This is a genomic window from Arthrobacter sp. 10N418, assembly GCF_056394725.1.
Map to the genome: position 1 here is coordinate 104,059 of NZ_JBFTIK010000004.1, position 25,450 is coordinate 129,508.

Genomic DNA, 25,450 nt, shown 5'->3' on the forward strand with positions numbered 1-25,450 from the left:
GGGTCGATAAGGGAGTCTGTGGATAACTCCAGCACGGCTTAACAATTGCGTTCACAATGCCAGCATGACAACGCGAGCGCAGCTTCCTGGTTCACTCAGCGCAGCACCCTTCACCATCGCGACTGCCCGGTCTTTGGGAGTGCCGAGAGCCCGACTCCGGCAGTCCGACATCCGCCACATCAGCCGGGGTCTCTATCGGCCTGCGGACTGGAGCTTCGAGCTGGAGACGGCGGCTCGCGCGCTGTCCGCCGCGTCTCCAGGGGCTTGGATCTCGCACGTTACGGCCGCCAGGCTGCGATGTCAGCTCTTGCCTCCTTGGCTTTCGGACTCTGAGGAGCTGCACCTGAGCAAGCCGAGGGCACTGCCCGAGGTCCGGCGCAAAGGCATCGTCGGGCACACGGTTCTGGCTCTGGATGACGAGGTCGAAACTGCAGACGGCATCCGGATCAGCACGCGTCCCCGGACATGGCTGGACCTCGCCCGGCGGTTGGGCCTGTCCGATCTGGTCTGCATGGGCGATGAACTTGTTCGGATTCCCCGGTTACGTTTGGAGGGACGGAGCGAGCCATACGCAACCATCGATGGACTGCGATCGATGGTGAACCGGCATCCGAATCTGCAAGGAATCGTCCGCGCCCGGGCGGCCCTCGACTTGATGCGAGTGGGATCAGATTCAGGCCCGGAAACACTTCTACGCCTGGCGATGTGCGACGCCGGTCTCCCGGAACCTGAGCTGCAGCTCCTGCTGCGTCCGGGGACCCCGAGTTCCCCGACTGCGGACCTTGGGTATCGCCGTCGGCGGCTTGCCGTCCAGTACGACGGCGGACACCATCTGCTCCCCGCCCAGATCTTCAGCGGCCGCCGCCGGGACAAGGCCTTCGAGACAGCGGGCTGGACTGTACTCCTCCTGACAAAAGATGATCTTGCGGACGGATTCGCGGTCGCGACCGCCAGGATCAAACGGACTCTCCGCACCGGGTACGTCAGCCCTTCGATCGCCGCAGGCTTTTCCGGCCCCGGCTGAGGGAGCGAACCGCCGACACCTGCACAACGTGCGGGAGGATCGGGTCCGGGGCCGACCCGACGTGAGGGAGGATCAGGTCCGGGGCCGACCCGACGTGAGGGAGGATCAGGTCGGAGCCGACCCGACGTGCGGGAGCGTCGGCGGCGGACTCCGGAAACCACGACGCTCCCCCACCTAAGTGAGGGAGCGTCGGGGGCGGACCCGCCAGAAGTGGGGGAGCGTCGGCGGCGGACCCTCCAAAAGTGAGGGAGCGTCGGGGAGGGAAGGGAGGAGGAACGGGGTTTAGCGCTCCAGGTCGCCGCGGATGAAGGCCTCGACCTTTTCACGGGCGAGGTCGTCGTTGAACTGCTCCGGCGGGGACTTCATGAAGTAGCTCGACGCGGAGAGCAGCGGACCGCCAATGCCGCGGTCCAGGCCGATCTTGGCTGCACGGATGGCGTCAATGATGACCCCGGCGGAGTTGGGTGAGTCCCAGACCTCGAGCTTGTATTCCAGCGACACGGGAGCGTCGCCGAAGTTCCGGCCCTCGAGGCGCACGAAGGCCCACTTGCGGTCATCGAGCCACTGGACGTAGTCCGACGGGCCGATGTGGACGTCGCGGGGAGCGATGTCGGCTTCCACGTTGGACGTGACGGCCTGGGTTTTGGAGATCTTCTTGGACTCGAGGCGGTCGCGCTCCAGCATGTTCTTGAAGTCCATGTTGCCGCCGACGTTCAGCTGATAGGTGCGGTCCAGTGTGACGCCGCGGTCTTCGAACAGCTTGGCCATGACGCGGTGCGTGATGGTGGCACCGATCTGGCTCTTGATGTCGTCCCCCACGATCGGCACGCCGGCAGCGGTGAACTTGTCTGCCCAAGCCTTGGTTCCGGCGATGAAGACCGGCAGCGCGTTGACGAACGCCACGCCGGCGTCGATTGCGGACTGGGCGTAGAACTCGGCGGCTTCCTGGGACCCCACCGGCAGGTAGCAGACCAGAACGTCTACCTTGGCGTCCTTGAGGGCCTGGACGACGTCGACCGGCTCCGCGGTGGACTGCTCGATGGTCTCGAGGTAGTACTTGCCGAGGCCGTCGAGAGTGGGCCCGCGCTGGACGGTGACACCCGTCGGCGGGACGTCGGCGATCTTGATGGTGTTGTTTTCGCTGGCAAGGATGGCGTCCGCCAGATCCTGGCCGACCTTCTTGGCGTCGACGTCGAACGCTGCGACGAACTCGACGTCGTTGACGTGGTACTTGCCGAACTCCACGTGCATCAGACCCGGGATCGTGGCCTGGGGATCAGCATCCTTGTAGTACTGGACGCCCTGGACCAGCGAAGCGGCACAGTTACCTACGCCAACGATTGCAACACGAATCGGATTTGAAGACACGAAACTCCTTTGAGGACAAACTTCACGTGCCCGGCACGGACGCACTCTGATGCGCGACGGCGGCAGGCGGGCACGGCGCCATACGGCGCCCTTAGCATTCTAGTCAACGGCGCCGGGGCCGTGGTTGTTCCCAACGGCACCCCCCGCCACAGCGGCGGACCAGGGAGCTACTTCTGCGCCCACAGGTTGATATCGGACTCGACCGCGAACTCGTCGATCGCGTCGAGCTCCCCGGCCGTGAACCCGAGGTTGTTGATGGCGGACAGCGTGTCCTCGAGCTGGCGGACGCTGGAGGCGCCAACGAGGGCGGAGGTCACCGGGGTGCCCTTGCCTTGTTCACGGAGGATCCAGGCGATGGCCATCTGCGCGAGCGACTGGCCGCGCCCTTCGGCGATCCGCTGCAGGCCCCGCACCCGGTTCAGCTTGTCCTCCGTGATGGTGGACTCGGCGAGGGACTTCTCCTGCGCGGCACGCGAGTCGGCCGGAATGCCGTTGAGGTACCGGTCGGTGAGCATGCCCTGCGCCAGGGGGGAGAACGCAATGGATCCTGCGCCGACCTGCTCCAGCGCCTCGTAGAGGTTCGGGGTGCCGTTCTCGGTCCAGCGGTTCAGCATGGAGTAGCTGGGCTGGTGGATCAGCAGCGGCGTGCCGAGGTCCTTCAGGATCCGGGCCGCCTCGAGGGTCTGCTCCGGGGTGTAGGAGGAGATGCCGGCGTACAGGGCCTTACCGGAGCGCACCGCTTGGTCCAGCGCGCCCATGGTTTCTTCCATCGGGGTTTCCGGGTCCGGGCGGTGGCTGTAGAAGATGTCGACGTAGTCCAGGCCCATGCGGTTCAGCGACTGGTCCAGGCTGGCGAGGAGGTATTTGCGGGATCCCCATTCGCCGAAGGGGCCCGGCCACATGTTGTAGCCGGCCTTCGTCGAGATGATGAGCTCGTCGCGGTAGGGCGCGAAGTCATCCTTCAGGTGCCGGCCGAAGTTGGTTTCGGCCGAACCGGCGAGCGGCCCGTAGTTGTTGGCGAGGTCGAAGTGGTTGACGCCGAGGTCGAAAGCGCGGCGCAGGATGGCGCGCTGCACCTCGAAGGGCTTGTCGTCGCCGAAGTTGTGCCACAGGCCCAGCGAGATGGCCGGGAGTTTCAGTCCGCTGCGTCCGACGCGGCGGTAGGGCATGGAATCGTAGCGGGTGTCAGCTGCCAAATAAGTCATACGTTCTATCCTGCCTCATTGGTGAGAATGGCGGCGCTATGGCCCGGAAGCTCGAGCTGTCCGCCGTCCCCTGCGGAAGAGTCGAGCCGGACGGCGTCGTCGGTGGCCAGGGCGATCGTGCCGCCCCGGACGCCGAGCAACAGGGGTTCGGGTGAGAAGTTCATGGCCACCTGGGTGCGGCCGCGCCGGAGCAGGAGCCAGCGGTCCTCTTCGCTGAAGTCCACCTCGGTGCCCTCGAAGCCGAGGCCCGTGAGCTCCGGCGTCGAGCGGCGCAGGGCGATGAGCGCGCGGTAAAGCTCCAGAAGGCGGGCGTGGTCCCCCTCGGCCACTTCGGACCAGTTGAGTTTGGAGCACGTGAAGGTCGCCGGGTCCTGCGGGTCGGGAACGACGGCGGGGTCCCACCCCATGCGTTCGAATTCCCTGATCCGGCCCTCGGCGGTGGCTTTGCCCAGCTCCGGTTCCGGGTGGGACGTGAAGAACTGCCAGGGGGTGGTGGCGCCGTATTCCTCGCCCATGAACAGCATGGGCGTGAACGGGGATGTCAGGGTGGCGACGGCGGCGAGCGCGAGGGGCCCGTACCCCAGCGTCTGGGACAGTCGGTCACCGGTGGCGCGGTTGCCGATCTGGTCGTGGTTCTGGTTGCAGACCACGAGGGCCGCCGGACGGACCAGGGACTCGTCGATGGGCCGGCCGTGATGCCGTCCGCGGAAGCTTGAGTAGCTGCCGTCGTGGAAGAAGCCCTTGGACAGGACCTTGGCTAGGGCGCCCAGCGAGTTGAAGTCCTCGTAGTAGCCGGTGGTCTCGCCGCTGACGTTGACGTGGACGGCGTGGTGGAAGTCGTCGCTCCACTGCCCGGCCAGGCCGTAGCCGTTCACCCCGCGCGGGTAGAGCAGGCGCGGGTTGTTCAGGTCGGACTCGGCGATCATGGTCGCCGGGCGGCCCGTTTCGGCCGAGACGGCGTCGGCGAGGGCCCCGAACTCCTCCAGGAGGTGGACGGCCCGCTCGTCCTTGAAGGCGTGCACGGCGTCGAGCCGGAGCCCGTCCACGTGGTAGTCCCGCAGCCACATGGCGGCGTTGTCCAGGATGTACCGGCGCACGACGTCGGAGCCGGCGCCGTCCAGGTTGACGGAATCACCCCACGTGTTGCCCTCGCCCGACTTCAGATACGGTCCGAAACGCGGCAGGTAGTTGCCGCTGGGGCCGAGGTGGTTGTAGACGACGTCCTGGATGACGCCCAGGTCTGCCGCGTGGGCGGCGTCCACGAAGCGCTGGTAAGCCGCGGGACCGCCGTAGCCTTCGTGGACGGCGTACCAGAGGACGCCGTCGTAGCCCCAGTTGTGGGTCCCGTTGAAGCCATTGACGGGCAGGAGTTCGACAAAGTCGACGCCGAGTTCCGCCAGGTAGGCCAGCTTGCCGGCCGCCGCGTCAAGGGTTCCTTCGGGCGTGAACGTCCCCAGGTGCAGCTCGTAGATCACGGAGCCCTCCAGCTCCCGTCCCGCCCACGCGCCGTCGGCCCACTCGTGGCTTCCGGCGTCGAAGGTCCGGGACAGCGAGTGGACGCCTTCCGGCTGGCGCCGGGACCGCGGGTCAGGCAGCGGCGTCGTGTCCCCGTCGAGGAGGTAGCCGTAGTCCACGTCGCCGGACGCCGGAGCGCCGGCGGCCGTCCACCAGCCGTCCCATCCCGCCGCGCCGGCCCCGGCGCGGCGGTCCATCGGGTGCTCCTGGCCGCCGGCGAGCAGCGTGACCGTGCCCGCTTCCGGCGCCCAGAGATCAAAGCGTTCGCTTCCGTTTGCAGGCACAGTCATGACAGCTTTCCGTTCCTTATCTATGGTTCGATTCAGTGCTTCTCGGCCGGCACCAGGAGGGCGACCGGGTAGGTGCCAAGGATCTGGCCCACCTCCACCGCGCCCGGCCCGAAGGCGTTGCCGGTCAGTTCGTCCGTCATGGCGGTGACGAGCTCGATCGCGGTGTCCTGCCAGCCGCCGCGCCGTTCCAGCCCGCGCGGAAGGCGGGTTGCCAGCGTGACGGCGCCGGGATCAGCCGCGGTGCCCCGGTCGAAGGCGAGCAGGTGCCCGGCCGCCGCGCCCGCAGCGGCGACGGACGTATACCCGGTGAACAGCTCCTGGCGGTCACGCCGCAGCCGCAGCGCCCGGGAGGTGACGAGGAGTTTTGCCGCGTCGTCCAGGTACGACGCCGGACGGTCGCCGGCGTCGAGCGCTGCCAGGGCCTTGCGGCGCTCGTCGAAGTCGAACGGCCGGCGGTTGTCAGGGTCCGTCAGGGAGCGGTCCCAGAATTCGGTGCCCTGGTAGACGTCCGGGACCCCGGGCATGGTGAGCTGGACGAGTTTGGCGCCCAGCGAGTTGGAGGCGCCGTAAGGCTCCAGCCGTGCCACAAGGGAATCCAGTTCGGCGCGCACGTCGGCGTTGTCGAAGGCGGCGTCGACGGCGTCGGTCAGCTTCGCCTCGAAGGCCGCGTCCGGGTCCAACCAGTCGGTCGAGTTTCCGGCCTCGCGGGCGGCCTTTTGGGCATAGGACTGCAGGCGCTCCCGGTCCGCCGGCCACGCTCCGGCAATGGCCTGCCACAGCAGGTTGGCCAGCGGCCCGTCCGGCAGGGGCGCGAGCTTCTGCAGCCGCTCCAGGGTCTCTTTCCACTCCGGGGCGAGCTCCGCGAGAACGGAGATCCGCGCCCGGGTGTCTTCGCTGCGCTTCGTGTCATGGGTGCTGAGTGTCGTCATGGACAGTGGAAGTTCAGCCTGGCGGCGTGCCATCCTGGCGTGGAATTCCTCGGGTGTGACGGCGAATTCGGTGGGGTCGGCTCCGACCTCGGTCAGCGTGCCAAGACGGGTGTAACGGAAGAACGCGGTGTCCTCCACGCCCTTGGCCATGACCATGCCGGAGGTCTGCTGGAACCGGCGCCCCAGCTCCGCTTCGGCCCCGGGTCCGGCATCGAGCAGGCGGGGCACCAGCAGCCCGACGGCGTGCTCTAGCCCGGGCCGGCGGCGGACGGCGAGTTCGCAGGCCTCCCGGAGGACGTCTGCCCCCTCCGGAAGGTAACTGCGGTAGACGGGGAAGGCGGCAATGATTTCCGAGAGTGCGTCGGCCGCCTCTTCGACGGCCAGCCCGGTCCCGGCCGGCACGAGCCGGGCCAGGCGGAGCATTTCGGAGTGCAGGATCCCGTCGGTGATCCTGCGCTTGGTCCCGCGGATCATGTCCTCGTAGTCGGCGGCCTGGCCGCCGCGCAGTTCGGTGTCGAGCGCATCAAGCGCGTCCTGGCCGCCGGCGTCGACAAACACCCGGTCCACGTCCGCGAGGGCGTCGTAGCCGGTGGTTCCTTCGCACTCGAAGCTGGCGGGGAGCACCTCTCCCGGTTCCAGGATCTTCTCGATCAGCAGGTAACTGCCGTCCGTGACCTCCCGCAGCCGGCGGAGGTAGCCTTCCGGATCGGCGAGGCCGTCCGGGTGGTCGATCCGCAGGCCGTCCACCAGTCCCTCGTGGAACCAGCGGACAACCTCCTCGTGGGCCTCGTCGAAGACTGCCGGGATTTCCACCCTGATCCCGGCCAGCGTGTTGACGGCGAAGAACCGGCGGTAGTTCAGTTCGTTGTCGGCGCGACGCCAGCCGATCAGCTCGTAGTGCTGCCGGTCGTGGACCTGCCGGGGATCATCGCCCTCGGCGTAGCTGCCGGCCGCGAGCGGGAAACGGTGATCGTAGTACCGCAGTTCCCCGTCCCGGATTTCGAGCTCGTCCAGACCGGAATCGTCGCCGAGCACGGGGATCCGGATCCGGCCGCCGCCGAAGTCCCAGTCGACGTCGAACGCCTGGGCGTAGCGGGAGTCCCGGCCCTCTTTCAGGAGGGACCACCACCACGGGTTCTGGGCCGGGGTGGCGACGCCGACGTGGTTGGGCACGATGTCAACGAGCACCCCCATGCCGGCGTCCCGTGCAGCTTTGGACGCGGCGAGCAGCCCCTCGGGGCCGCCCCTGTCCGGATCGACGGTGGAGGGGTCCGTGACGTCATAGCCGTGGTCCGAGCCCTGCTCGGCGGTGAGGATCGGCGAGAGGTAGATCCAGTCCACGCCGAGCGATTTCAGGTACGGCACGGTCGCGGCGGCGTCCTGGAGCGTGAAGCCCGGACGGATCTGCAAACGGTACGTGGAGACGGGTGTCCTCATGAAGCGGGTCCCTTCTTGGTTCTCGGCTTCTTGCCCGGGGCAGCCTTCGGTTCCTTGGCACCGCCCTTTGCGGAGTCCTTGGCCGTGCCGGTCTCTGCCGGTGCGGAGACTTCCTGCGCAGGCTCGGCGGCTTTCGCCGGCGCCGGCTCAGCGGGAGATTCTTCCACCGGAGCAGGCTCGGCAGCTTTCGCCGGCGCGGGGGTCTCGTCTTCGGCGGTCTCGGCCATCGCGGCCAGGGACGCGGCGGCGGAGTAGTCCACCTCCACCTCCGGGCCGGAGTAGGCGCGCAGGACCACGAGGGACTTGGCCGCCAGCTTCAGGACGGATCCGGCCTTGAGTGGTTCGTTCGTGTCAGCCTGGTCGGCGGTGTCCACCAGGATTTCCCAGAACGGTGTGAACTCCTCTGCCGGCAGCAGGAAGTCGACGTTGTCGTCGTGGGCGTTGAAGGCGAGCAGGAAGCTGTCGTCGGTGATCCGGCGTCCGCGTGAATCCTGTTCCTGGATGCCGTGGCCGTTGTAGAACACGCCGATGGTCCGGCCGAATCCGCTGTCCCAGTCCTCGGGCAGCATTTCCTTGCCGTCGGTGTTCAGCCAGACGATGTCCGGCAACTTCTCGCCCTCGCCGCGGCGGACCGGGCGGCCGTCGAAGAAACGGCTGCGCCGGAAGGTGGGGTGGTCGTGGCGGATCTTGTTGACGACGGCGGTGAACTCCACGAGGGGCTGGTCCATGGCTTCCCAGTGGATCCAGCTCAGCTCGGAGTCCTGGCAGTAGGTGTTGTTGTTGCCCTGCTGGGTGCGGCCCAGCTCGTCGCCGTGCAGGAGCATCGGGACACCCTGGGAGAGCAGCAGGGTGGCGATGAAGTTGCGCTGCTGGCGGGCGCGCAGGGTCAGGACGGCGTCGTCGTCGGTGTCGCCTTCCGCGCCGCAGTTCCAGGACCGGTTGTGCGATTCGCCGTCGTTGTTGCCTTCGCCGTTGGCGTCGTTGTGCTTCTCGTTGTAGGACACGAGGTCACGCATGGTGAAGCCGTCGTGCGCGGTGACGAAGTTGATGGAAGCCACGGGACGGCGCGCAGAGCTCTCGTACAGGTCCGCGGAGCCGGTCAGCCGGGAGGCGAACTCGCCCAGGGTGGACGGTTCCCCGCGCCAGAAGTCCCGGACCGTGTCGCGGTACTTGCCGTTCCACTCGGTCCACTGCGGCGGGAAGTTGCCCACCTGGTAGCCGCCGGGGCCCACGTCCCACGGCTCGGCGATCAGCTTGACCTGGGAGACGATCGGGTCCTGCTGGATGAGTTCGAAGAAGGTGGAGAGCTTGTCCACATCGTAGAACTCGCGGGCCAGGGTGGAGGCCAGGTCGAAGCGGAACCCGTCCACGTGCATTTCCGTCACCCAGTAGCGCAGGGAGTCCATGAGCAGCTGCAGGGAGTGCGGGTGCCGGACGTTGAGCGAGTTGCCGGTGCCGGTGTAGTCCATGTAGTGCTTCAGGTCGCCGTCGACCAGCCGGTAGTACGCCTGGTTGTCGATGCCCTTGAAGGACAGGGTCGGGCCGAGGTGGTTGCCTTCGGCGGTGTGGTTGTACACCACGTCAAGGATCACTTCGATGCCGGCCTTGTGCAACTCGCGCACCATCGCCTTGAACTCCTGCACCTGGTGCCCGACGTCGCCGGAGGAGCTGTAGGTGTTCTGCGGCGCGAAGAAGCCGATCGTGTTGTAGCCCCAGTAGTTGTTGAGGCCCTTCTCCACGAGGGTTCCGTCGTTGACGAACTGGTGGACGGGCATGAGCTCGATCGCCGTGATCCCGAGCTTCTTGAGGTGCTCGATCACGGCGGGGTGGGACACGCCCGCGTAGGTGCCGCGCTGCTCGTCCGGGACGTCCGGGTGCAGCTCGGTCAGGCCCTTGACGTGGGCCTCGTAGATGACGGACTCGTGGTACGGGATGCGCAGCTGGCGGTCGCCGTCCCAGTCGAAGAACGGGTTGATGACGACGCCGTGCATGGTGTGCGGGGCCGAGTCGGCGTCATTGCGGGACGCGGGATCGCCGAAGTTGTAGGAGAACAGCGCCGGATCCCAGTCGATCTGGCCCTGGATGGCCTTGGCATACGGGTCCATCAGCAGTTTGTTGGGGTTGAACCGGTTTCCGTGGTCCGGTTCGTACGGGCCGTGGACGCGGTAACCGTACTTCTGCCCGGGCTGGATCTGCGGCAGGTAGCAGTGCCACACGTAGCCGTCCACCTCGGTGAGCTCGATCCGGGTTTCGGTGAGATCGTCTGCCAGGAGACAAAGTTCCACCCTGTCTGCGAGTTCGCTGAACAGGGCAAAGTTGGTGCCAGTGCCGTCAAAAGTGGCTCCCAGCGGGTAAGCCGATCCGGGCCAGACTTCCATGTGTACTCCTCGTGCGTGCGGACAATCTCTAGACAGACTACTTGTAAGTAGGGTTAGCATCCCTCTCGGGGCGGTTCCGGAGCTCTTCGTTACACTTCCCGCATCACCCCGGGAACGGCATGGGCAATGTCGGTGGCCGTCAGCGGTCCCCCGCCGGAGGCCCGGCTGCCGGCACGGCCGTGCAGGCTAGCGGCCATGGCTGCGATTCCCGCCCACCGCTCCTCCGGGGCAATTCCGTGGTCACCGAAAATCTCGTCGTTTCCGGAAAGCTGTGCCAGCAGCGCCCCCAGGATGCCGGCGAGGACGTCCCCGCTGCCGGCCGCGGCCATCCACGGCGTGGCGTCGGCCTGGCTAAAGACGGCCCCGGACGGGGCCGCGACGAGGGTCGTGGCACCTTTGAGCAGGACAGTGGCCCCGGTCAGCGCGGCTCCCTCCCGGGCCGCGGCGAGCGTGGCATCCTCCACCGCGTCCCGTCCCGGCACGGCACCGTACCTCGCCAGAAGGGCGGCGAGTTCGCCGGCGTGCGGTGTCAGGACAACGTGGGGGGCCAGGACGTGCGGCAGGGCGGCCAGCGCGCCGGCGTCGGCCACCGTGGGAAGCCCGGCGGCCGCGGCGTCGCGGACGCGCTGGAGCTGATCGTGGGCGCCCTCGTCAATGCCGGGACCCAGGAGCCAGGCCTGGACGTGGGTCTCCGCGGCGCCTTCCGGGCCGCAGACCACTTCGGGGCAGGACTGCCGGACCAGGTGCGCGACGGCCGGCGGGCCTAGGTAGCGCACCATCCCGACGCCGGCGGCCAGGGCGCCTTTGCAGGCCAGCACCGCCGCACCGGGGTACCGCTGCGAGCCTGCGACCACGCCGAGGACGCCGCGGGAGTATTTGTGGGAACGTCGGGCGGGGTGCGGCAGGAAGCGGGAGAGGTCCTCCGCTTCGAGCCGGCGCAGCGCGGGCTCCGGCAGGGCGGCCGCGATCCCGATCGGGATGACCCGCACACTGCCGGCGAAGCCAGCACCGGGGTCGGCGAGGAGGCCTGCTTTGGCGGCGCCGAAGGTCACGGTCACGTCGGCGCCCAGCACGGGCGCGTGCGCCTCCCCCGTGTCCGCGTCGACCCCGCTTGGAATGTCGCAGGCCACCACCAGTGCCGGCCTGGTGCCCGCCAGAGCCTCAACCAACGCGGCGGCCGGCCCGCGCAGCCCGCCCTGGGCTCCTGTTCCAAGGATCGCGTCAATCACGACGTCGGCGCCTGCGGCAACCGCCGCCAGCTCCGCGACATTGTCCGCCGCCAGGGCCACGGCGTGCCCGCCGGACCTCCGGAACGCGGCGAGCCCGGCGTCGTGTGCGACATCTGCGGTCAGCACCGCTGTGGCCCGCATGCCGCGCCCGGCCAGCAGCGCAGCCGCGAAGAGTCCGTCGCCGCCGTTGTTGCCCTTGCCCGCCAGCACTGCGACGCTGGAGCCGTAGACGCGCCGGCCGCGGCGGCGCAGCTCGCCGATCACGGTGTTGGCGAGGCCGTAGGCGGCCCGCTGCATGAGAACAGCGCCCGCACCGGAACCGAGGGCGTCGTCGAGAAATGGCTTCTCGGCTTGCCGTATCTGGGTTCCGGTGTAGGCGCTGATCATGGTTTCAGTCCATTCGCGGTGCAGTCGCTGCGGGAAATCCGGTGCTCTTCAGGGCGGGTTTTGCCAGGCTGCGTCCTGTTCAGCCTTCGGCGAGGACGGTCGCGGTGGCGATGCCGCCGTCGTGGCTCATTGAAAGGTGCCACCGCTTGACGCCCTTCGATTCCGCCACAGCCAGCACGGTGCCCTTGACCTGGATGGTGGGGCCGTTCTGGTCCAGGCCGATCCAGCAGTCCTGCCAGTTCATGCCGGCCGGGGCCCCCAGCACCTTGGCTACGGCTTCCTTGGCCGCGAAGCGGGCTGCCAAGGACCGCGTGTTCAGTTCGCGCTCTGCAGGGACGAACAGCCTGTCCCGCAGCCCGGGGGTGCGCTCCAGCTGCCGGCCGAACCGTTCTATGTCTACGACGTCTACGCCAATGCCAACGATCATGGCGTTATTCTACGGTCACGCTCTTGGCCAGGTTACGAGGCTGATCCACGTCGTAACCCTTGGCGGAGGCAAGTGCGAGGGCGAAGATCTGCAGCGGGACCGTGCTGAGCAACGGTGCCAGCAGCGTGGGCGTCTCCGGAATGTAGAAGACGTGCTCGGCGTAGGCCTTGACGGCCTCGTCGCCCTCTTCGGCGATCACGATGGTGTTGGCGCCGCGCGCCCGGACTTCCTGGATGTTCGAGACGACCTTGGCGTGCAGCGAGTCGCGGCCCCGGGGTGAGGGGACGACGACGAAGACGGGCTGTCCTTCTTCGATCAGCGCGATCGGGCCGTGCTTGAGTTCACCGGCCGCGAAGCCTTCGGCGTGGATGTAGGCGAGTTCCTTGAGTTTGAGCGCGCCTTCCATGGCCACCGGGAAGCCGACATGGCGGCCCAGGAACAGCACGGACTTGGCGTTGGCCATAGCCGTGCCGAGTTCTTTGATCTGGCCTTCGTTGTCGAGGATCTGCTGGATCTTGGCCGGAATCTTGCCCAGGTCCGCCAGGATGTCCTTGATCTCGCCCTGGAACTTGTTTCCGCGCAGCTGTGCCAAATACAGGCCCAGGAGGTAGGCGGCCGTGATCTGTGCCAGGAACGCCTTGGTGGAGGCGACCGCGATCTCGGGTCCGGCGTGCGTGTAGAGAACGGCATCGGATTCGCGCGGGATGGTGGAGCCGTTGGTGTTGCAGATCGAGACCGTCTTGGCGCCCTGCTCCTTGGCGTACCGGACGGCCATGAGGGTGTCCATGGTCTCGCCGGACTGGGAGATGGACACGATCAAGGTGTTCGCGTCGACGATCGGGTCGCGGTAACGGAATTCGTGCGAGAGCTCGACCTCCGTGGGGATCCGGCACCAGTGCTCGATGGCGTACTTCGCCACCTGGCCGGCGTAAGCGGACGTTCCGCAGGCCAGGACGATGATCTTGTCCACGCTCTTGAGCAGCTCTGGATCGATCCGGAGCTCATCAAGCGTCAGTTTGCCGTGGATGTCGGACCGGCCCAGGAGGGTCTGGAGCACGGCATCGGGCTGGTCGTGGATCTCCTTCTCCATGAAGGACGGGAAGCCGCCCTTCTCCGCAGAGGCCGGATCCCAGTTGACGTGGTATTCCTTGCCTTCGGCCGGGGCACCGTAGAAGTCCGTGATCTCCACAGAGTCTGCCGTGATGGTGACGATCTGGTCCTGGCCCAGCTCCACCGCCCGGCGGGTGTAGTCAATGAAGCCCGAGACGTCGGAGCCGAGGAAGTTCTCGCCCTCGCCCAGGCCGACAACGAGCGGGGAGTTGCGGCGGGCTGCCACCACGACGTCCGGCTGGTCGGCGTGCACGGCGAGCAGCGTGAAGGCGCCCTCGAGCCGCTGGCAGGCAAGCTGCATGGCCTTGGTCAGGCCGCCCTTGGAGCTGTCCCCGCCCAGCTGGTTCCGGTAGATGTCTCCCAGCAGCGCGGCCGCCACTTCGGTGTCCGTCTCGGAGCGGAACGTTACGCCCTTGCGCAGCAGCTCGAGCTTGAGTTCTGCAAAGTTTTCAATGATGCCGTTGTGGATCAGCGCCAGCTTGCCGTCGTCGGACAGGTGCGGGTGCGCGTTCTGGTCGGTCGGGCCGCCGTGGGTGGCCCAGCGGGTGTGGCCGATGCCGGTCAGGGACGCGGGCAGGGGGTTGACCTCCAGCTCCGCGATCAGGTTGCTGAGTTTGCCGGACTTCTTGCGGGACGAAATCGTCCCGTCAGCCACGACCGCGATTCCGGCGGAGTCGTAGCCGCGGTACTCCAGGCGCCGCAATCCTTCAAGGACGACATCCAAGGCATTGTGTCCAGTATTTACCCGGCCAGCTGAGTGGCCCACATATCCAACGATTCCACACATGGTTCTAAGCCTAGCGGGTTTCCCGGACGGAGGGCGTCGAACCAGCCCGGTTTGACGCGCTGCGGCCCGCTCCGGGCCCCGCCGCGCCCCCATCCCGGCAGGGCTGCCCCCGGCCTGTCCATTTCGCTCTCGGCGGTGCGAAGGGCAGAATCTCTAGGGTGACTTTGCAACGCAATGAAGCGAACGGCGACGGCGTCTCCCCGTTCGTAGAGCTGGACCGGCAGACCTGGTCCCGGCTCGCTGCCCAGATGGAGCAGCCCCTCAATGAAGAGGACGTGGTCCGCCTGCGGGGCCTGGGCGATCCCCTCGACATGAAGGAAGTGCGCGAGGTCTACCTTCCCCTGTCCCGGCTCCTGCACCTCTATGTGGAGGCCGCCGGCCAGCTTCATGCGGCAACCACTACCTTCCTCGGCGAGCAGACCCAGCGCACGCCGTTCGTGATCGGCGTCGCCGGTTCGGTGGCCGTGGGCAAGTCAACAATCGCGCGTGTGCTCCGGGAGATGCTCCGGCGCTGGCCGGGCACGCCGAATGTGGAACTTATTACCACGGACGGCTTCCTCTATCCGCTGGCTGAACTCAAACGCCGGCAACTGCTCGAACGCAAGGGTTTTCCGGAGTCCTACGACCGCCGCGCGCTGCTGCGGTTTGTGAGCGAAATCAAAGGCGGCGCGGAGGAAGTCCGGGCTCCCTGGTACTCCCACGTGACGTATGACATCGTGCCGGGCAGGGAAGTGGTCGTCCGCCGCCCGGACGTGCTCATTGTTGAGGGATTGAACGTCCTGGCCCCCGCGCGGCCGCGCCAGGACGGCCGGCAGGGCCTGGCACTGAGCGATTTCTTCGACTTCTCGATCTACGTTGATGCCAAGACCTCCTATATCGAGGAGTGGTACGTCGACCGTTTCCGCAAGCTGCGGACCACGGCCTTTGCGCAGCCGGAATCCTACTTCCACCGCTACGCCACCCTCTCCGATGCCGAGGCAGAACAGACCGCCCGCGACATCTGGAAGCGCATCAACGAACCCAACCTGGAGGAGAACGTCCTCCCGACCAGGGGCCGCGCACAGCTGGTCCTGACCAAGGATGCGGATCACTCCATCCGGCGGATGTTGCTGAGGAAGGTGTAGCACACATGTGCCACGACGGTGCCGGCAGGCGGCAGGCGGAGGGACCTTCAGGGCAGGCGGAACGGCGGACGGCCCCGCCCGAGGCCCCCAGCCGGCGGGCCTTCAGCCGTTTCCTCGCAGCCGGGGCCGGCCTGGCCGCCCTTACAGCGTGCACGCCGGCCACTCCCCCGCCGCCGTCGTCCGCCCCCGGCCCGGCCGCGTCCTCACCCTCCACCGCCGCCCCGTCACCGTCCGCATCCGCGTCCCCTGTCCCGGGCACGACGCCGGGGGCGACCGCGGGGGCGACGCCTGGACCGGCGCCTGCCAGCGCCCCGCCAGGAGCGGCGCCGTCGGCGACCGCCCCCGGGCCACAGCATTCACATACCGACCCCACCAGCCCGTGGGTGGTGGTCAACAAGCACCGGGCGCTCTCCCCCGCCGACTTCGTGCCGCCGGACCTCGTCCGCCCGGCCATCCGGCTGGCAACGTCCGGCGAAGCGTCGCTGTTGAACAGCACCACGGCGGCAGCAGCGGAGAAGATGTTCGCGGCCGCAGCCGCGGACGGCGTGAGACTGACCCTGGCCAGCGGATACCGCTCCTACGCGACGCAGACCAGCACGTACGGCAACTACGTGAACACCCGGGGGCAGGCCGAGGCCGACACTGCTTCGGCCCGACCGGGCTATTCGGAGCACCAGACGGGCTGGTCCTTCGACATCGGCGACGGCGGCGGGGCCTGCAGTTTCCAGCCCTGCTTCGCGGAGCAGCCGGCGGCGGTATGGGCCGAGGCGAATGCCCACCGCTTCGGGTTCGTGGTCCGCTACCCGTGGAACCTCCACGGGATCACCGGCTACTACTACGAGCCCTGGCATCTGCGTTACATCGGCACCGAGGCGGCGACGGATATGACAAACCGCGGAATCGGGACCTTGGAGGAGTACTTCGGCCTGGAGGCCGCGCCGGCCTACCTGTAGCGCAGGTCCGCGCGGACTTTCACCACTTTTGCCACCAGGACGACGGGACACTCCGGCGTAATCGGCCGACACCCCGGCCGGACCGGGGATATGTGGGGAAACTGGGCGGACTCGCGGACAACCGGCGTACCCGGGCTCTTCCGTCGCAATACGAAAATTAACGCTGCCGTCATATGGCTCTGCGCACAGGTGGGATACATTGGGCCGCATGCTGACCGGGTTCAAGAACTTCATCCTCAAGGGCAACGTCGTAGACCTTGCCGTCGCAGTCGTTATCGGCGCCGCTTTCGGTGCCGTCGTAACGGCACTAGTCCAGAGCGTCCTCATGCCGTTCATCGCCGGCCTGGTTGGTTCGCCCAACTTCGACCGCTTTGCCGTCGTAACCCTCAATGGAAACGATATTAAGTTTGGCGTCTTGTTGACGGCGATCGTCAACTTCCTCCTGATCGCAGCCGCCATCTATTTCGTGGTCGTGATGCCGATGAACCACTTGATTGAACGGCGCAACCGCCGCCTCGGCATCAACCAGGACGTCAAGGAAGAAGCCGCGGAGGATCCGCAAATCGCCCTGCTGACCGAAATCCGTGACTCGCTCCAACAGTCCCGTCCCTGAGCTGCGACTTTACGGACAGGAAAAACTAAGGGAAAAGCGGCCCGCCTCCGATGGAGGCGGGCCGCTTTTCCTGCTGCGTGGGCCTGGGGGTCCGTGCGGAACGCTAGTCCGAAACGAGCGCCAGCGCGAGCTCGGTCCGGACCACCTGGGCGAGGCGTTCCGCCACATCCTGGGCAGTGTCGTGGTCTCCGGCTTCGACCATCACACGCACCACGGGTTCGGTCCCGGAGGGGCGAAGCAGCACGCGGCCCGTGTCACCGAGTTCGGTTTCGGCGATGGCCACAGCCTCCGCCACGGCCTCGTCGCCCTTCACCCGGGTGCGGTCCACGCCTTTGACGTTGATGAGCACCTGGGGAAGCTTGGTCATGACTTTCGCGAGTTCCTTCAGGGGCCGGCCGGTGAGGGCGACCTGGGCAGCAAGCTGCAGTCCTGTCAGGACGCCGTCGCCGGTCGTGGCGTGGTCGGCAAAGATCACGTGTCCGGACTGTTCGCCGCCGAGGTTGAAGCCGCCGTCGCGCATTTCCTCCAGCACATAGCGGTCGCCCACGCCCGTTTCGCGCAGGCTGATTCCGGCCTCGCGGAGGGCAATCTTTAGTCCAAGGTTGCTCATCACGGTGGCCACCAGGACATCGTCCTTGAGTTTGCCGGATGCCTTGAGGGCCACAGCGAGGATGGCCATGATCTCGTCGCCGTCGACCTCGTTGCCCTCGTGGTCCACGGCCAGGCAGCGGTCGGCGTCGCCGTCGTGGGCAATGCCAAGGTCCGCACCCTGTTCCAGGACGGCGCGCTTGAGCGGGCCAAGGTGCGTTGAGCCGACGCCCTCGTTGATGTTCAGTCCGTCCGGTTCGGCGCCGATCACGATGACGTCGGCGCCGGCGTCCTTGAACACCTGCGGGGAGCACCCGCTGGCTGCGCCGTGGGCACAGTCGAGGACTACTTTCAGGCCGTCCAAGCGGTGCGGAAGCGTCCCGAGCAGGTGCACGATGTAACGGTCCTCGGCGTCGGAGAAACGCTGGATCCGTCCGACCTCGCCGCCGACGGGCCGGTGCGGTTCCTTGCCGAGCTGCTCCTCAATGGAGTCCTCGACGTCGTCGGGGAGTTTCTGCCCGCCGCGGGCAAAGAACTTGATGCCGTTGTCCGGCGCGGGGTTGTGGGACGCGGAGATCATGACGCCGAAGTCAGCGTCGAGGTCGGCGACGAGGTACGCGGCGGCCGGGGTGGGCAGCACGCCGGCGTCGTAGACGTCGATCCCGGAGCTGGACAGGCCGGCTTCCACGGCGGCCGCGAGGAACTCTCCGCTGGCGCGCGGGTCCCTGGCAACCACGGCGCGCGGCCGGGTCCCGTTGGTGTTGCGGTCATGGCCAAGCACGACGGCGGCAGCCTGCGCCAGCTGCAACGCCAGCTCGGCCGTCAGCAGGCCGTTCGCCAGGCCCCGGACTCCATCTGTTCCAAATAATCTAGACATCGGGTCAAGTTTAGTCGATGGGCGGCCAAAGCCGGGCCTCCTTGTGCCGGCAGGCCAGGAGTCGGGCCGGGATGCAGTCCGTAATCCGGGTTTGACCTCGCCAAACTTCGAAGGTTAAACGGCGAAAACCCGCCCCGCCACAAAGGGCGGAACGGGCTTTCGGAAGCAGAATTAGCGCTTGGGGATCCGAGCGCTAAAAAGCGCCGAGGGCCCCAACCGCCGGTCGCGTCAGCGGCCGACGATTGGGTAGGCGCATTTTTAGCGCTTGGAGTACTGCTGAGCCTTGCGGGCCTTCTTGAGGCCGGCCTTCTTGCGCTCGATGACGCGGGCGTCACGGCGCAGGTAACCGGCCTTCTTCAGGGTGGCGCGGTTGTTCTCGGTGTCGATCTCGTTCAGTGAACGGGCGATGCCGAGGCGCAGGGCACCGGCCTGGCCGGAAATGCCACCACCGTGGATGCGGGCAATGACGTCGTAGGCGCCATCAAGATCGAGGATCTTGAAGGGCTCGTTGACGTCCTGCTGGTGCAGCTTGTTCGGGAAGTAGTTGGCCAGTTCGCGGCCGTTGATGGTCCACTTGCCGGTGCCGGGCACGATGCGAACGCGTGCGACGGCTTCCTTGCGACGGCCAACTGCTGCGCCGGCGACGGTGAGTGCCGGGCGTTCCTTCTTCGGCGCTTCTGCTTCCGCAGGACCGCTTTCCGAGGTGTAGCTGGTCAGGTTTTCCTCGGCCGCAACGGCCTCGGTGGTCAGTTCTTCGTTCTGAGCCACGATTCTCCTTGATTAAAAGTTGGTTGGTGGCCAGGACTACTGGGCGACCTGGGTGATTTCGAAAGTCTTGGGCTGCTGTGCGGCGTGGGGGTGCTCTGCACCGCGGTACACCTTCAGCTTGCCCAGCTGCTGTGCAGCGAGGGAGTTCTTGGGGAGCATGCCCTTGATGGCCTTCTCCACGGCGCGGACCGGGTTGGATTCCAGCAGCTCCGCGTAGTTGACGGAGGTCAGGCCGCCCGGGTAACCGGAGTGGCGGTAAGCGCGCTTCTGCTCCAGCTTGGCGCCGGTGAGGGCAACCTTTTCAGCGTTGATGATGATGACGAAGTCGCCCATGTCCATGTGGGACGCAAAGGTGGCCTTGTGCTTGCCGCGCAGCAGGATTGCGGTCTGGCTGGCGAGACGACCAAGGACAACGTCTGTGGCGTCAATGACGTGCCACTGGCGGTTGATATCGCCGGGCTTCGGGGTGTACGTACGCACGGTGTTTGCCTCGTTCTTGTTCTGGCGTTCTTGTTTTAGGTGCCACACGAAGGTGCACCTACTATCTATGCGCTACCGGAACAGAGGTGAGGGCTCTATGTAACCAGTAATCCTGTTGTCCCGAATGTGCACGTTGAGTAGTCATCCTGCAACCGGATTCTCAAGCGGGCACGCATCATCGAGAAGGACACGCACAACGACTACCAAGAATAGCGGACTGCGGGCGCCTGGGTCAAAATGGGGTGTCCGGATGCATCCTGCGTGCCCGCTGTTTCGCATGCCGTCCTGTGCCGGCCTGTCGCATCCTAAGGAGGAACCGTGTCCGATCCCGCCGCCGCCGGCACCGTCTCACTGCTCTTCGCGGCGCCGGCCGGAACTCTTCCGGGGGCATTCTTCATAGCCGGTGTGGGCTTCTTTGGCGCATGCCTGTCCCTGATGGCCGAACTTCTCCTACGGCGCACCCTCCCCCGCATCGACGGAGCTTTGACGGTACGCAGCAGGACCACGACGGCGGCTGCCACCTTAGCGCTCTCCTCCCTCCTTGCCTGGCGCTTCGGTCCCTCGCCCGAGCTTCCCGCATATCTCGCGCTGGCCGTGGCCGGCGTCCAGCTGGCGCGGATCGACCTGCTCCACCACCTGCTGCCCGACCGGATAGTCCTGCCCCTACTCGGGGCCGGGCTGGTTCTGCTGGGGGCAGCCGCGGGGGTGTCAGGGGAGCCCGGAAACCTGCTGCGGGGGATGGCCGGCGCGTCAATTTTGTTCGTTTTGTATCTCTTTATGGCGCTGACCAGCCGAAACGGCCTCGGAATGGGAGATGTCAAGCTTGCAGCGCCGCTTGGCCTGTACTTGGGGTACTTAGGCTGGACGCACTTGTTTTACGGCGGAGCCCTGGGGTTCGTCGCGGGTGGCGTCGTTTCCCTGCTTCTCATCCTCAAAAACCGCGGAAACAAGCCGAAGGAAGTGCCCTACGGGCCCTCGATGCTGGCTGCGGGACTGGCCGTCGTCCTGCTGCTGCCCTAGGTGGGCCTGCGCCATTCGCGGGTGCGAATTCAGTAAGACGGCTTACGAAACCAAGTAGTCGAGCCCTCCTCCTACTTGGAAACTGAGTACACGTCCTATTTAGGGGCAGGTGGTGCCTCATTTCCCTTCCAAAAAGTCGAGTATCCCCCTTCGTTGCGCCGCTGATAACGGCCGTGCAAATGTTGTCCCAACGGAACTCCAGCGAATAAGCAAAGGGGATTTGCTGGAAATTCGTTCTTTATTCGCTAACTCTTGAAAAGGAAATTGAAATGACTGGTCTCATGGTCTCAATGATTGCTTTCGTCGCCGGCGTAAAGGACAAGTTCACTGGTGAAGAGAAAGGCGCCACCGCCGTTGAATACGGAATCATGGTGGCGCTGATCGCAGTCGTCATCATCGGCGCGGTCGCCCTCTTCGGCACCAGCCTCAAAACTGTCTTCACCAACGTCACGACCCAGCTCACCACGGTCCGATAAGCAGCCTCACCGCCCGCTGCCCTGCCGGCTGTCCGCCATATGAGGGACAGCCGGCAGAGTCGTTCCCGGCCCGGGAACCACATCCAGCCTGACGCCACAACGTGCGTCCGCGCATTGTTGAGCTGTACGAAGAGGTGAGGAAACAATCATGAAATCGCGTTTATTCGCAGGGCTAGCTGCGCTCGTACTGGCAATCGCCGGCACTTTGATGCTGGTTAACTACGTGTCAAATGCCGACCGCCGCGCACAGGAATCGCTCGATCCTGTTGATGTTGTCGTCGTCGACACGCCGGTTCCGGCCGGAACCAGGGTGGAAGACCTGGCATCCCATGTTCGGGTCCGGTCCGTCCCGGGAGCGGCGAAAGCCGACGGCGCCCTGACATCGCTTGACGGTTCCGGCGGGCAGGTCACGTCCGTTGCGCTGGAACCCGGGGAACAGGTGCTTGCGAGCCGCCTGGTCGACCCGTCACAACAAACCACTCCGGGAGCCGTTGAAGTTCCTGATGGAATGCAGGAAGTCACGATCCTCCTGCCGCCGGAAAGCGTAGTCGGCGGCACCCTCCGTGCAGGAGACCTGGTGGGGCTGTACGTCACTCAAACAGACCCGGCGTCGCCCCAGCAGGCCAGCACCCAACTGGTTTTCGACAAAGTACTCGTTACGGCTGTCCAGCAGGCCGCGCCCAGTGGTGGAAGCGGAGACAAAGGGACCTCAGCCGTCCCAAGCGGCTCGTCGTTCGTCACCCTGGCCCGCAATTCGACCGACTCGGCAAAAATCATTCTCAGTGCCCGCGTCGGCAATATCTGGTTGACCAAGCAGACATTGAAAACTCCGGCCAGCGTACGCACGGCCGTCACTACCAACGGGATCTTCCAATGAGCCGCTTCCTGGTCCTGACCTCATCAGCGGAGTTCGAGCGCCACGTCGCCACGGCCCTGGGAAACGCGCACGAGGTTCAGGTCCTTGCATCTGAAGCCGCGGGCGGCAGCCCGGACCACTTGCTGGCCCGAAACCTGGGCGGGGCCGTCGATGTGATGGTTTTTGGCCCCGACATCAGGACAGAACAGATGCTGGTCATGGCGGCAGGCCTCGAGCACGCGTTCCCGGATATGGTGCTCGTGCTGGTGGCAAATGCGGCACCGGAGCTCATGCTGGCCGCCATGCGGTCCGGCATCCGCGATGTCCTGCCGCCGGACACGGAGGCAGGACGGCTGCGTGCCGCGTTGGAACGCGCTGCCGAAACGTCCAGGAGCCGCAAGCAGCTTGCCTTCGACGAGGCGGGCCAGAAAGGCGTCCGCGGGCGGGTCATCTCCGTGATGTCCCCGAAGGGAGGAGTCGGGAAGACCACCGTTGCCACCAACCTGGCCATTGGACTGGCCAAACTGGCCCCGATGGGTGCGGTCATTGTCGATCTCGACCTTCAATTCGGCGACGTAGCCTCGGGGCTGGGCCTGGAGCCCCAGTACACCATCAATGACGCAGTGACGGGTGCAGCGTCGAGTGACGCAATGGTGCTCAAGGCCTTCCTTAGCCGGCATCCGTCGGGGGCCTATGCCATGTGTGCGCCACGGCGGCCGGCGGAAGCGGACCTCATCAAGCCCGCGCACGTGACGACCCTCATCAACCAGCTCTCGCTGGAATTCCCTTACGTCATTTTGGATACGGCGCCGGGTCTCGGGGAAGAGGTCCTGGCGGTCCTGGAACTGGCTACAGACGGCGTCTGGGTTTGCGGGATGGACATTCCCAGCATCCGTGGCCTCAACCACGGACTGGAGGTGCTGCGGCAACTTGATCTGATGCCCCCGTCCAACACGATTGTCCTCAACTTCGCCGACAAGCGCAGCGGACTAACTGTCCAGGACGTGGAAGCCACAGTTGGGCTGCCAGTCGACATCATCCTGCCGTGGTCCCGCACATTGCCGTTTTCAACCAACGCCGGGGTACCACTGCTCCAGGAAAACCGGCGGGATCCTGCCCTGAAAGGGTTGAGGAACCTGATAGCGCTTTTCGGCCCGAATTCGTCAACACCCGCCAGTAAGAACGCGCACCGAAGGGACGAAAAGCCATGAGTCTCGTTGATCGACTTCAAGCCGCCCGAATGACCACGGCGAGCCCGGCGGAGGCGGTCAATCCGGCCGGTGCCCCCCCGGTTTCCGTTTCCCCGACAGCCGAACCCGCCAGCGGCCAGCTCTTGGGAACCCTGGCCAAAGCACCCCAAACTGCCACGTCGGACGCCCTGGCCGGGATCAAGAAGCGCGCGGCCGAAGAACTGACGGCCCGCCTTGGCAGCCGGATCACTGACAGCAGCCTCGATGAAGGTGATGTACGGCGCATGGTCCGCGAGGCCCTTGGAGCGTTCATCGATGACGAACAGGTTCCCCTGACACCCGAGGAACGACGGCGCCTGGTCCGCGAGATCGTTGACGAAATCCTGGGTCTCGGGCCGCTCCAGCGGCTTCTGGACGACCCGCTCGTCACGGAAATCATGGTCAACGGCGCTGAGCGGATCTACGTCGAACGCGGCGGCCGGCTGCACTTGACCGGGACATCGTTCACCTCAGATGCCCACCTGCGCAGGGTCATCGAGAGGATTGTTTCAAGGGTTGGGCGTCGAATTGACGAGTCCTCGCCGCTGGTCGATGCCCGGCTGCAGGACGGCTCACGGGTCAATGCCGTGATCCCGCCCCTCGCCGTGGACGGTCCATCGTTAACAATTCGAAAGTTCTCCGCCGTACCACTGACCGTCGAGGACCTGATCAGGTTCGACTCCATTTCACCGGCCATGGCACAGTTGCTCCACGCATGTGTCCAGGCACGCCTGAACATCATCGTCTCCGGCGGTACCGGCACGGGAAAGACCACACTGCTCAACGTTCTGTCCTCGTTCATTCCTGACGACGAACGCATCGTCACCATCGAAGACGCTGTGGAGCTTCAACTGCAGCAGGAGCACGTGGTCCGTCTGGAAAGCCGGCCGGAAAACGTTGAAGGCCGGGGCGCCGTTGGCATCCGCGAACTCGTGCGGAATTCCCTGCGCATGCGGCCGGACAGGATCGTGGTTGGCGAAGTCCGCGGCGGAGAAGCCCTGGACATGCTCCAAGCCATGAACACCGGCCATGACGGTTCCATCTCCACAGTCCACTCAAACTCGCCCCGGGATGCAATAGCCCGCATGGAGACCCTCGTTCTCATGGCTGGGATGGATCTTCCACTGCGGGCCATCCGCGAACAAATCGCCAGCGCAGTCCACCTGATCGTTCAGCTGAGCAGGCTGAAAGACGGGACGCGCCGGGTCACCCACATCACCGAAGTCCTGGGCATGGAGGGGGACGTCGTGACATTGCAGGACGCTTTCGTCTTCGACTACGCGGCCGGCATTGACCAGGATGGTCGGTTCATCGGCAAACCCGTTCCCACAGGTGTCCGCCCGCGCTTCGTGGAACGATTCGCCGACCTTGGAATCAGCGTTCCCGTCGAAATCTTCTTCCCCGCGCCCCACAAGTCGGGACGGTGAGACCCGTGCCCCAGGATTCTGTTTTGCTTGCAGGTGCCGTGCTCATTCTGCTCGCCGTGGCCCTTGCCCTTTTTGTGGCATTCCGGCCCCGGTACACCGACATCCACGTCGACCGGAGAAGGCCGCCGGCGGAGTCCAACTCCTCGATGATTTCGAGGTTGAGCGGCGTCACGGTCGCGGCCATGGAGCGTCGCGTCGGACACAAGAGCAGCGGCCCTTTTGGTCGCGATGCGCTCGGTGGGGCGGGCCTGAAACTCCAGCCCGCCGAATTCGCCGTCCTGGTCCTGGTTGCCGCCTTCATTCTGGGCCTGGCGGGCTTCGTGCTTCAGGGCTGGCTTCTGGCCGTCGTGTTCGCCGGTATGAGTCCGGTGGCCGCCAGGGCGCTTATCTCATTCAGAACCGGCCGCCGCCGCGCCGCCTTCGAGGCCCAGCTCAGCGACATGCTGATGTCCCTCTCCGGCAGCCTGCGCGCCGGCCACAGCATCGCCCAGAGCATGCGAAGCGCCAGCGTCGAGATGTCGGCTCCGATGGGTGAGGAACTCGCCCGGATCGTCAACGAGGACAGGGTCGGCCGTCCGCTTTCAGAGTCCATGGCCGAGGTAGGCCAGAAATTTCAGTGCGAGGACTTCCAGTGGCTCAGCCAGGCAATCGAGATCAACCGGGAAGTTGGCGGCGACTTGGCCGGGGTCCTCGACCACGTTGCAGACACCGTTCGCGAAAGGGCACAGATCAAGGGCCAAATCCGTGCATTGGCGGCGGAAGGAAAGTTCTCGGCATACATCCTGATTGCGTTGCCGTTCTTCGTCGCACTCTTCATCAACATCGTCAATCCGGGATACATGTCGGTCCTGACCTCGACGGTGCTGGGCTGGGTCCTCATCGCAGCCAGCGTGGTCATGATGGCCATCGGATCCTTCTGGATCAGCCGCATGGTCAAGATCGCATTCTAAGGA

At 66.0% G+C, this 25,450-nt stretch carries 21 protein-coding genes; 10 read left to right on the forward strand and 11 right to left on the reverse strand.

Features of this window, described 5'->3' with window-relative positions:
• The first annotated feature begins 307 nt into the window (after window positions 1-307).
• Complete coding sequence (locus AC1DCZ_RS04560; protein WP_476973563.1) at window positions 308-1,024, forward strand: endonuclease domain-containing protein; 717 nt, start codon at window positions 308-310, stop codon at window positions 1,022-1,024.
• 282 nt (window positions 1,025-1,306) lie between these two features.
• On the opposite strand, the gene AC1DCZ_RS04565 is transcribed toward AC1DCZ_RS04560, so the two are convergent.
• The 8 genes from AC1DCZ_RS04565 to glmS form a co-directional block, all read right to left on the reverse strand.
• The gene (locus tag AC1DCZ_RS04565) at window positions 1,307-2,392 is read right to left on the reverse strand and encodes an inositol-3-phosphate synthase (RefSeq protein ID WP_476973564.1); all 1,086 of its coding nucleotides are present in this window, start codon (window positions 2,390-2,392) and stop codon (window positions 1,307-1,309) included.
• A gap of 167 nt (window positions 2,393-2,559) precedes the next feature.
• Window positions 2,560-3,597 carry an L-glyceraldehyde 3-phosphate reductase gene (gene mgrA / locus AC1DCZ_RS04570; protein WP_476973565.1) on the reverse strand — a complete coding sequence of 346 codons (1,038 nt, stop codon included), beginning with the start codon at window positions 3,595-3,597 and terminating at the stop codon, window positions 2,560-2,562.
• A gap of 5 nt (window positions 3,598-3,602) precedes the next feature.
• Complete coding sequence (gene treZ / locus AC1DCZ_RS04575; RefSeq protein ID WP_476973566.1) at window positions 3,603-5,402, reverse strand: malto-oligosyltrehalose trehalohydrolase; 1,800 nt, start codon at window positions 5,400-5,402, stop codon at window positions 3,603-3,605.
• A gap of 32 nt (window positions 5,403-5,434) precedes the next feature.
• On the reverse strand, window positions 5,435-7,768 hold the full coding sequence (gene treY, locus AC1DCZ_RS04580) for a malto-oligosyltrehalose synthase (protein ID WP_476973567.1): 2,334 nt from the start codon (window positions 7,766-7,768) through the stop codon (window positions 5,435-5,437).
• Window positions 7,765-10,146, reverse strand: a complete 2,382-nt coding sequence (gene glgX / locus AC1DCZ_RS04585) for a glycogen debranching protein GlgX (protein WP_476973568.1) — start codon at window positions 10,144-10,146, stop codon at window positions 7,765-7,767. The genes treY and glgX overlap by 4 nt, the downstream gene beginning before the upstream one ends.
• Window positions 10,147-10,235: 89 nt before the next feature.
• Window positions 10,236-11,762, reverse strand: a complete 1,527-nt coding sequence (locus AC1DCZ_RS04590; RefSeq protein ID WP_476973569.1) for an NAD(P)H-hydrate epimerase — start codon at window positions 11,760-11,762, stop codon at window positions 10,236-10,238.
• 79 nt (window positions 11,763-11,841) lie between these two features.
• Window positions 11,842-12,189, reverse strand: coding sequence for a holo-ACP synthase (locus AC1DCZ_RS04595; RefSeq protein ID WP_011692749.1), 348 nt, complete (start codon window positions 12,187-12,189; stop codon window positions 11,842-11,844).
• A 4-nt stretch (window positions 12,190-12,193) separates the two neighbouring features.
• On the reverse strand, window positions 12,194-14,086 hold the full coding sequence (glmS, locus tag AC1DCZ_RS04600) for a glutamine--fructose-6-phosphate transaminase (isomerizing) (protein WP_476973570.1): 1,893 nt from the start codon (window positions 14,084-14,086) through the stop codon (window positions 12,194-12,196).
• 158 nt (window positions 14,087-14,244) lie between these two features.
• On the opposite strand from glmS, the gene coaA reads away from it, so the two are divergent.
• From coaA to mscL, 3 genes are all read left to right on the forward strand, one after another.
• Window positions 14,245-15,210 (forward strand): type I pantothenate kinase, encoded by a 966-nt coding sequence (gene coaA, locus AC1DCZ_RS04605; RefSeq protein ID WP_476973571.1) that lies wholly within the window; start codon window positions 14,245-14,247, stop codon window positions 15,208-15,210.
• A gap of 386 nt (window positions 15,211-15,596) precedes the next feature.
• Window positions 15,597-16,163: a M15 family metallopeptidase gene (locus tag AC1DCZ_RS04610; RefSeq protein ID WP_476973572.1), complete on the forward strand. Its 567-nt coding sequence runs from the start codon at window positions 15,597-15,599 to the stop codon at window positions 16,161-16,163.
• Window positions 16,164-16,371: 208 nt separating this feature from the next.
• Window positions 16,372-16,776, forward strand: coding sequence for a large conductance mechanosensitive channel protein MscL (mscL, locus tag AC1DCZ_RS04615; protein WP_476973573.1), 405 nt, complete (start codon window positions 16,372-16,374; stop codon window positions 16,774-16,776).
• Between the two features lie 103 nt (window positions 16,777-16,879).
• Here the strand turns inward: mscL and glmM are convergent, their stop codons facing one another.
• From glmM to rplM, 3 genes are all read right to left on the reverse strand, one after another.
• Window positions 16,880-18,241 carry a phosphoglucosamine mutase gene (gene glmM, locus AC1DCZ_RS04620; protein WP_476973574.1) on the reverse strand — a complete coding sequence of 454 codons (1,362 nt, stop codon included), beginning with the start codon at window positions 18,239-18,241 and terminating at the stop codon, window positions 16,880-16,882.
• Window positions 18,242-18,499: 258 nt separating this feature from the next.
• On the reverse strand, window positions 18,500-19,009 hold the full coding sequence (rpsI, locus tag AC1DCZ_RS04625; protein ID WP_476894054.1) for a 30S ribosomal protein S9: 510 nt from the start codon (window positions 19,007-19,009) through the stop codon (window positions 18,500-18,502).
• Between the two features lie 36 nt (window positions 19,010-19,045).
• Window positions 19,046-19,489: a 50S ribosomal protein L13 gene (gene rplM, locus AC1DCZ_RS04630; RefSeq protein ID WP_015937805.1), complete on the reverse strand. Its 444-nt coding sequence runs from the start codon at window positions 19,487-19,489 to the stop codon at window positions 19,046-19,048.
• A gap of 318 nt (window positions 19,490-19,807) precedes the next feature.
• Between rplM and AC1DCZ_RS04635 the strand changes: the two genes are divergently transcribed.
• The 6 genes from AC1DCZ_RS04635 (at window position 19,808) to AC1DCZ_RS04660 (ending at window position 25,447) form a co-directional block, all read left to right on the forward strand.
• On the forward strand, window positions 19,808-20,509 hold the full coding sequence (locus AC1DCZ_RS04635; RefSeq protein ID WP_476973575.1) for a prepilin peptidase: 702 nt from the start codon (window positions 19,808-19,810) through the stop codon (window positions 20,507-20,509).
• Window positions 20,510-20,778: 269 nt separating this feature from the next.
• Window positions 20,779-20,985: a Flp family type IVb pilin gene (locus tag AC1DCZ_RS04640; RefSeq protein WP_476973576.1), complete on the forward strand. Its 207-nt coding sequence runs from the start codon at window positions 20,779-20,781 to the stop codon at window positions 20,983-20,985.
• Window positions 20,986-21,133: 148 nt separating this feature from the next.
• Window positions 21,134-21,862, forward strand: coding sequence for a Flp pilus assembly protein CpaB (cpaB, locus tag AC1DCZ_RS04645; protein WP_476973577.1), 729 nt, complete (start codon window positions 21,134-21,136; stop codon window positions 21,860-21,862).
• Complete coding sequence (locus AC1DCZ_RS04650; RefSeq protein WP_476973578.1) at window positions 21,859-23,052, forward strand: CpaE/TadZ family protein; 1,194 nt, start codon at window positions 21,859-21,861, stop codon at window positions 23,050-23,052. Before cpaB ends, AC1DCZ_RS04650 begins: the two co-directional genes overlap by 4 nt.
• Window positions 23,049-24,497 (forward strand): CpaF family protein, encoded by a 1,449-nt coding sequence (locus AC1DCZ_RS04655; RefSeq protein WP_476973579.1) that lies wholly within the window; start codon window positions 23,049-23,051, stop codon window positions 24,495-24,497. The genes AC1DCZ_RS04650 and AC1DCZ_RS04655 overlap by 4 nt, the downstream gene beginning before the upstream one ends.
• Window positions 24,498-24,520: 23 nt before the next feature.
• The gene (locus AC1DCZ_RS04660; protein WP_476973580.1) at window positions 24,521-25,447 is read left to right on the forward strand and encodes a type II secretion system F family protein; all 927 of its coding nucleotides are present in this window, start codon (window positions 24,521-24,523) and stop codon (window positions 25,445-25,447) included.
• Window positions 25,448-25,450: the final 3 nt, after the last annotated feature.

Coding starts and splice junctions, on each gene's coding strand:
- mgrA (WP_476973565.1), bottom strand. CDS start 3,597: ATGACTTATTTGGCAGCTGACACCCGCTACGATTCCATGCCCTACCGC.
- treZ (WP_476973566.1), bottom strand. CDS start 5,402: ATGACTGTGCCTGCAAACGGAAGCGAACGCTTTGATCTCTGGGCGCCG.
- treY (WP_476973567.1), bottom strand. CDS start 7,768: ATGAGGACACCCGTCTCCACGTACCGTTTGCAGATCCGTCCGGGCTTC.
- glgX (WP_476973568.1), bottom strand. CDS start 10,146: ATGGAAGTCTGGCCCGGATCGGCTTACCCGCTGGGAGCCACTTTTGAC.
- AC1DCZ_RS04590 (WP_476973569.1), bottom strand. CDS start 11,762: ATGATCAGCGCCTACACCGGAACCCAGATACGGCAAGCCGAGAAGCCA.
- AC1DCZ_RS04595 (WP_011692749.1), bottom strand. CDS start 12,189: ATGATCGTTGGCATTGGCGTAGACGTCGTAGACATAGAACGGTTCGGC.
- glmS (WP_476973570.1), bottom strand. CDS start 14,086: ATGTGTGGAATCGTTGGATATGTGGGCCACTCAGCTGGCCGGGTAAAT.
- mscL (WP_476973573.1), top strand. CDS start 16,372: ATGCTGACCGGGTTCAAGAACTTCATCCTCAAGGGCAACGTCGTAGAC.
- glmM (WP_476973574.1), bottom strand. CDS start 18,241: ATGTCTAGATTATTTGGAACAGATGGAGTCCGGGGCCTGGCGAACGGC.
- AC1DCZ_RS04640 (WP_476973576.1), top strand. CDS start 20,779: ATGACTGGTCTCATGGTCTCAATGATTGCTTTCGTCGCCGGCGTAAAG.
- cpaB (WP_476973577.1), top strand. CDS start 21,134: ATGAAATCGCGTTTATTCGCAGGGCTAGCTGCGCTCGTACTGGCAATC.
- AC1DCZ_RS04650 (WP_476973578.1), top strand. CDS start 21,859: ATGAGCCGCTTCCTGGTCCTGACCTCATCAGCGGAGTTCGAGCGCCAC.
- AC1DCZ_RS04655 (WP_476973579.1), top strand. CDS start 23,049: ATGAGTCTCGTTGATCGACTTCAAGCCGCCCGAATGACCACGGCGAGC.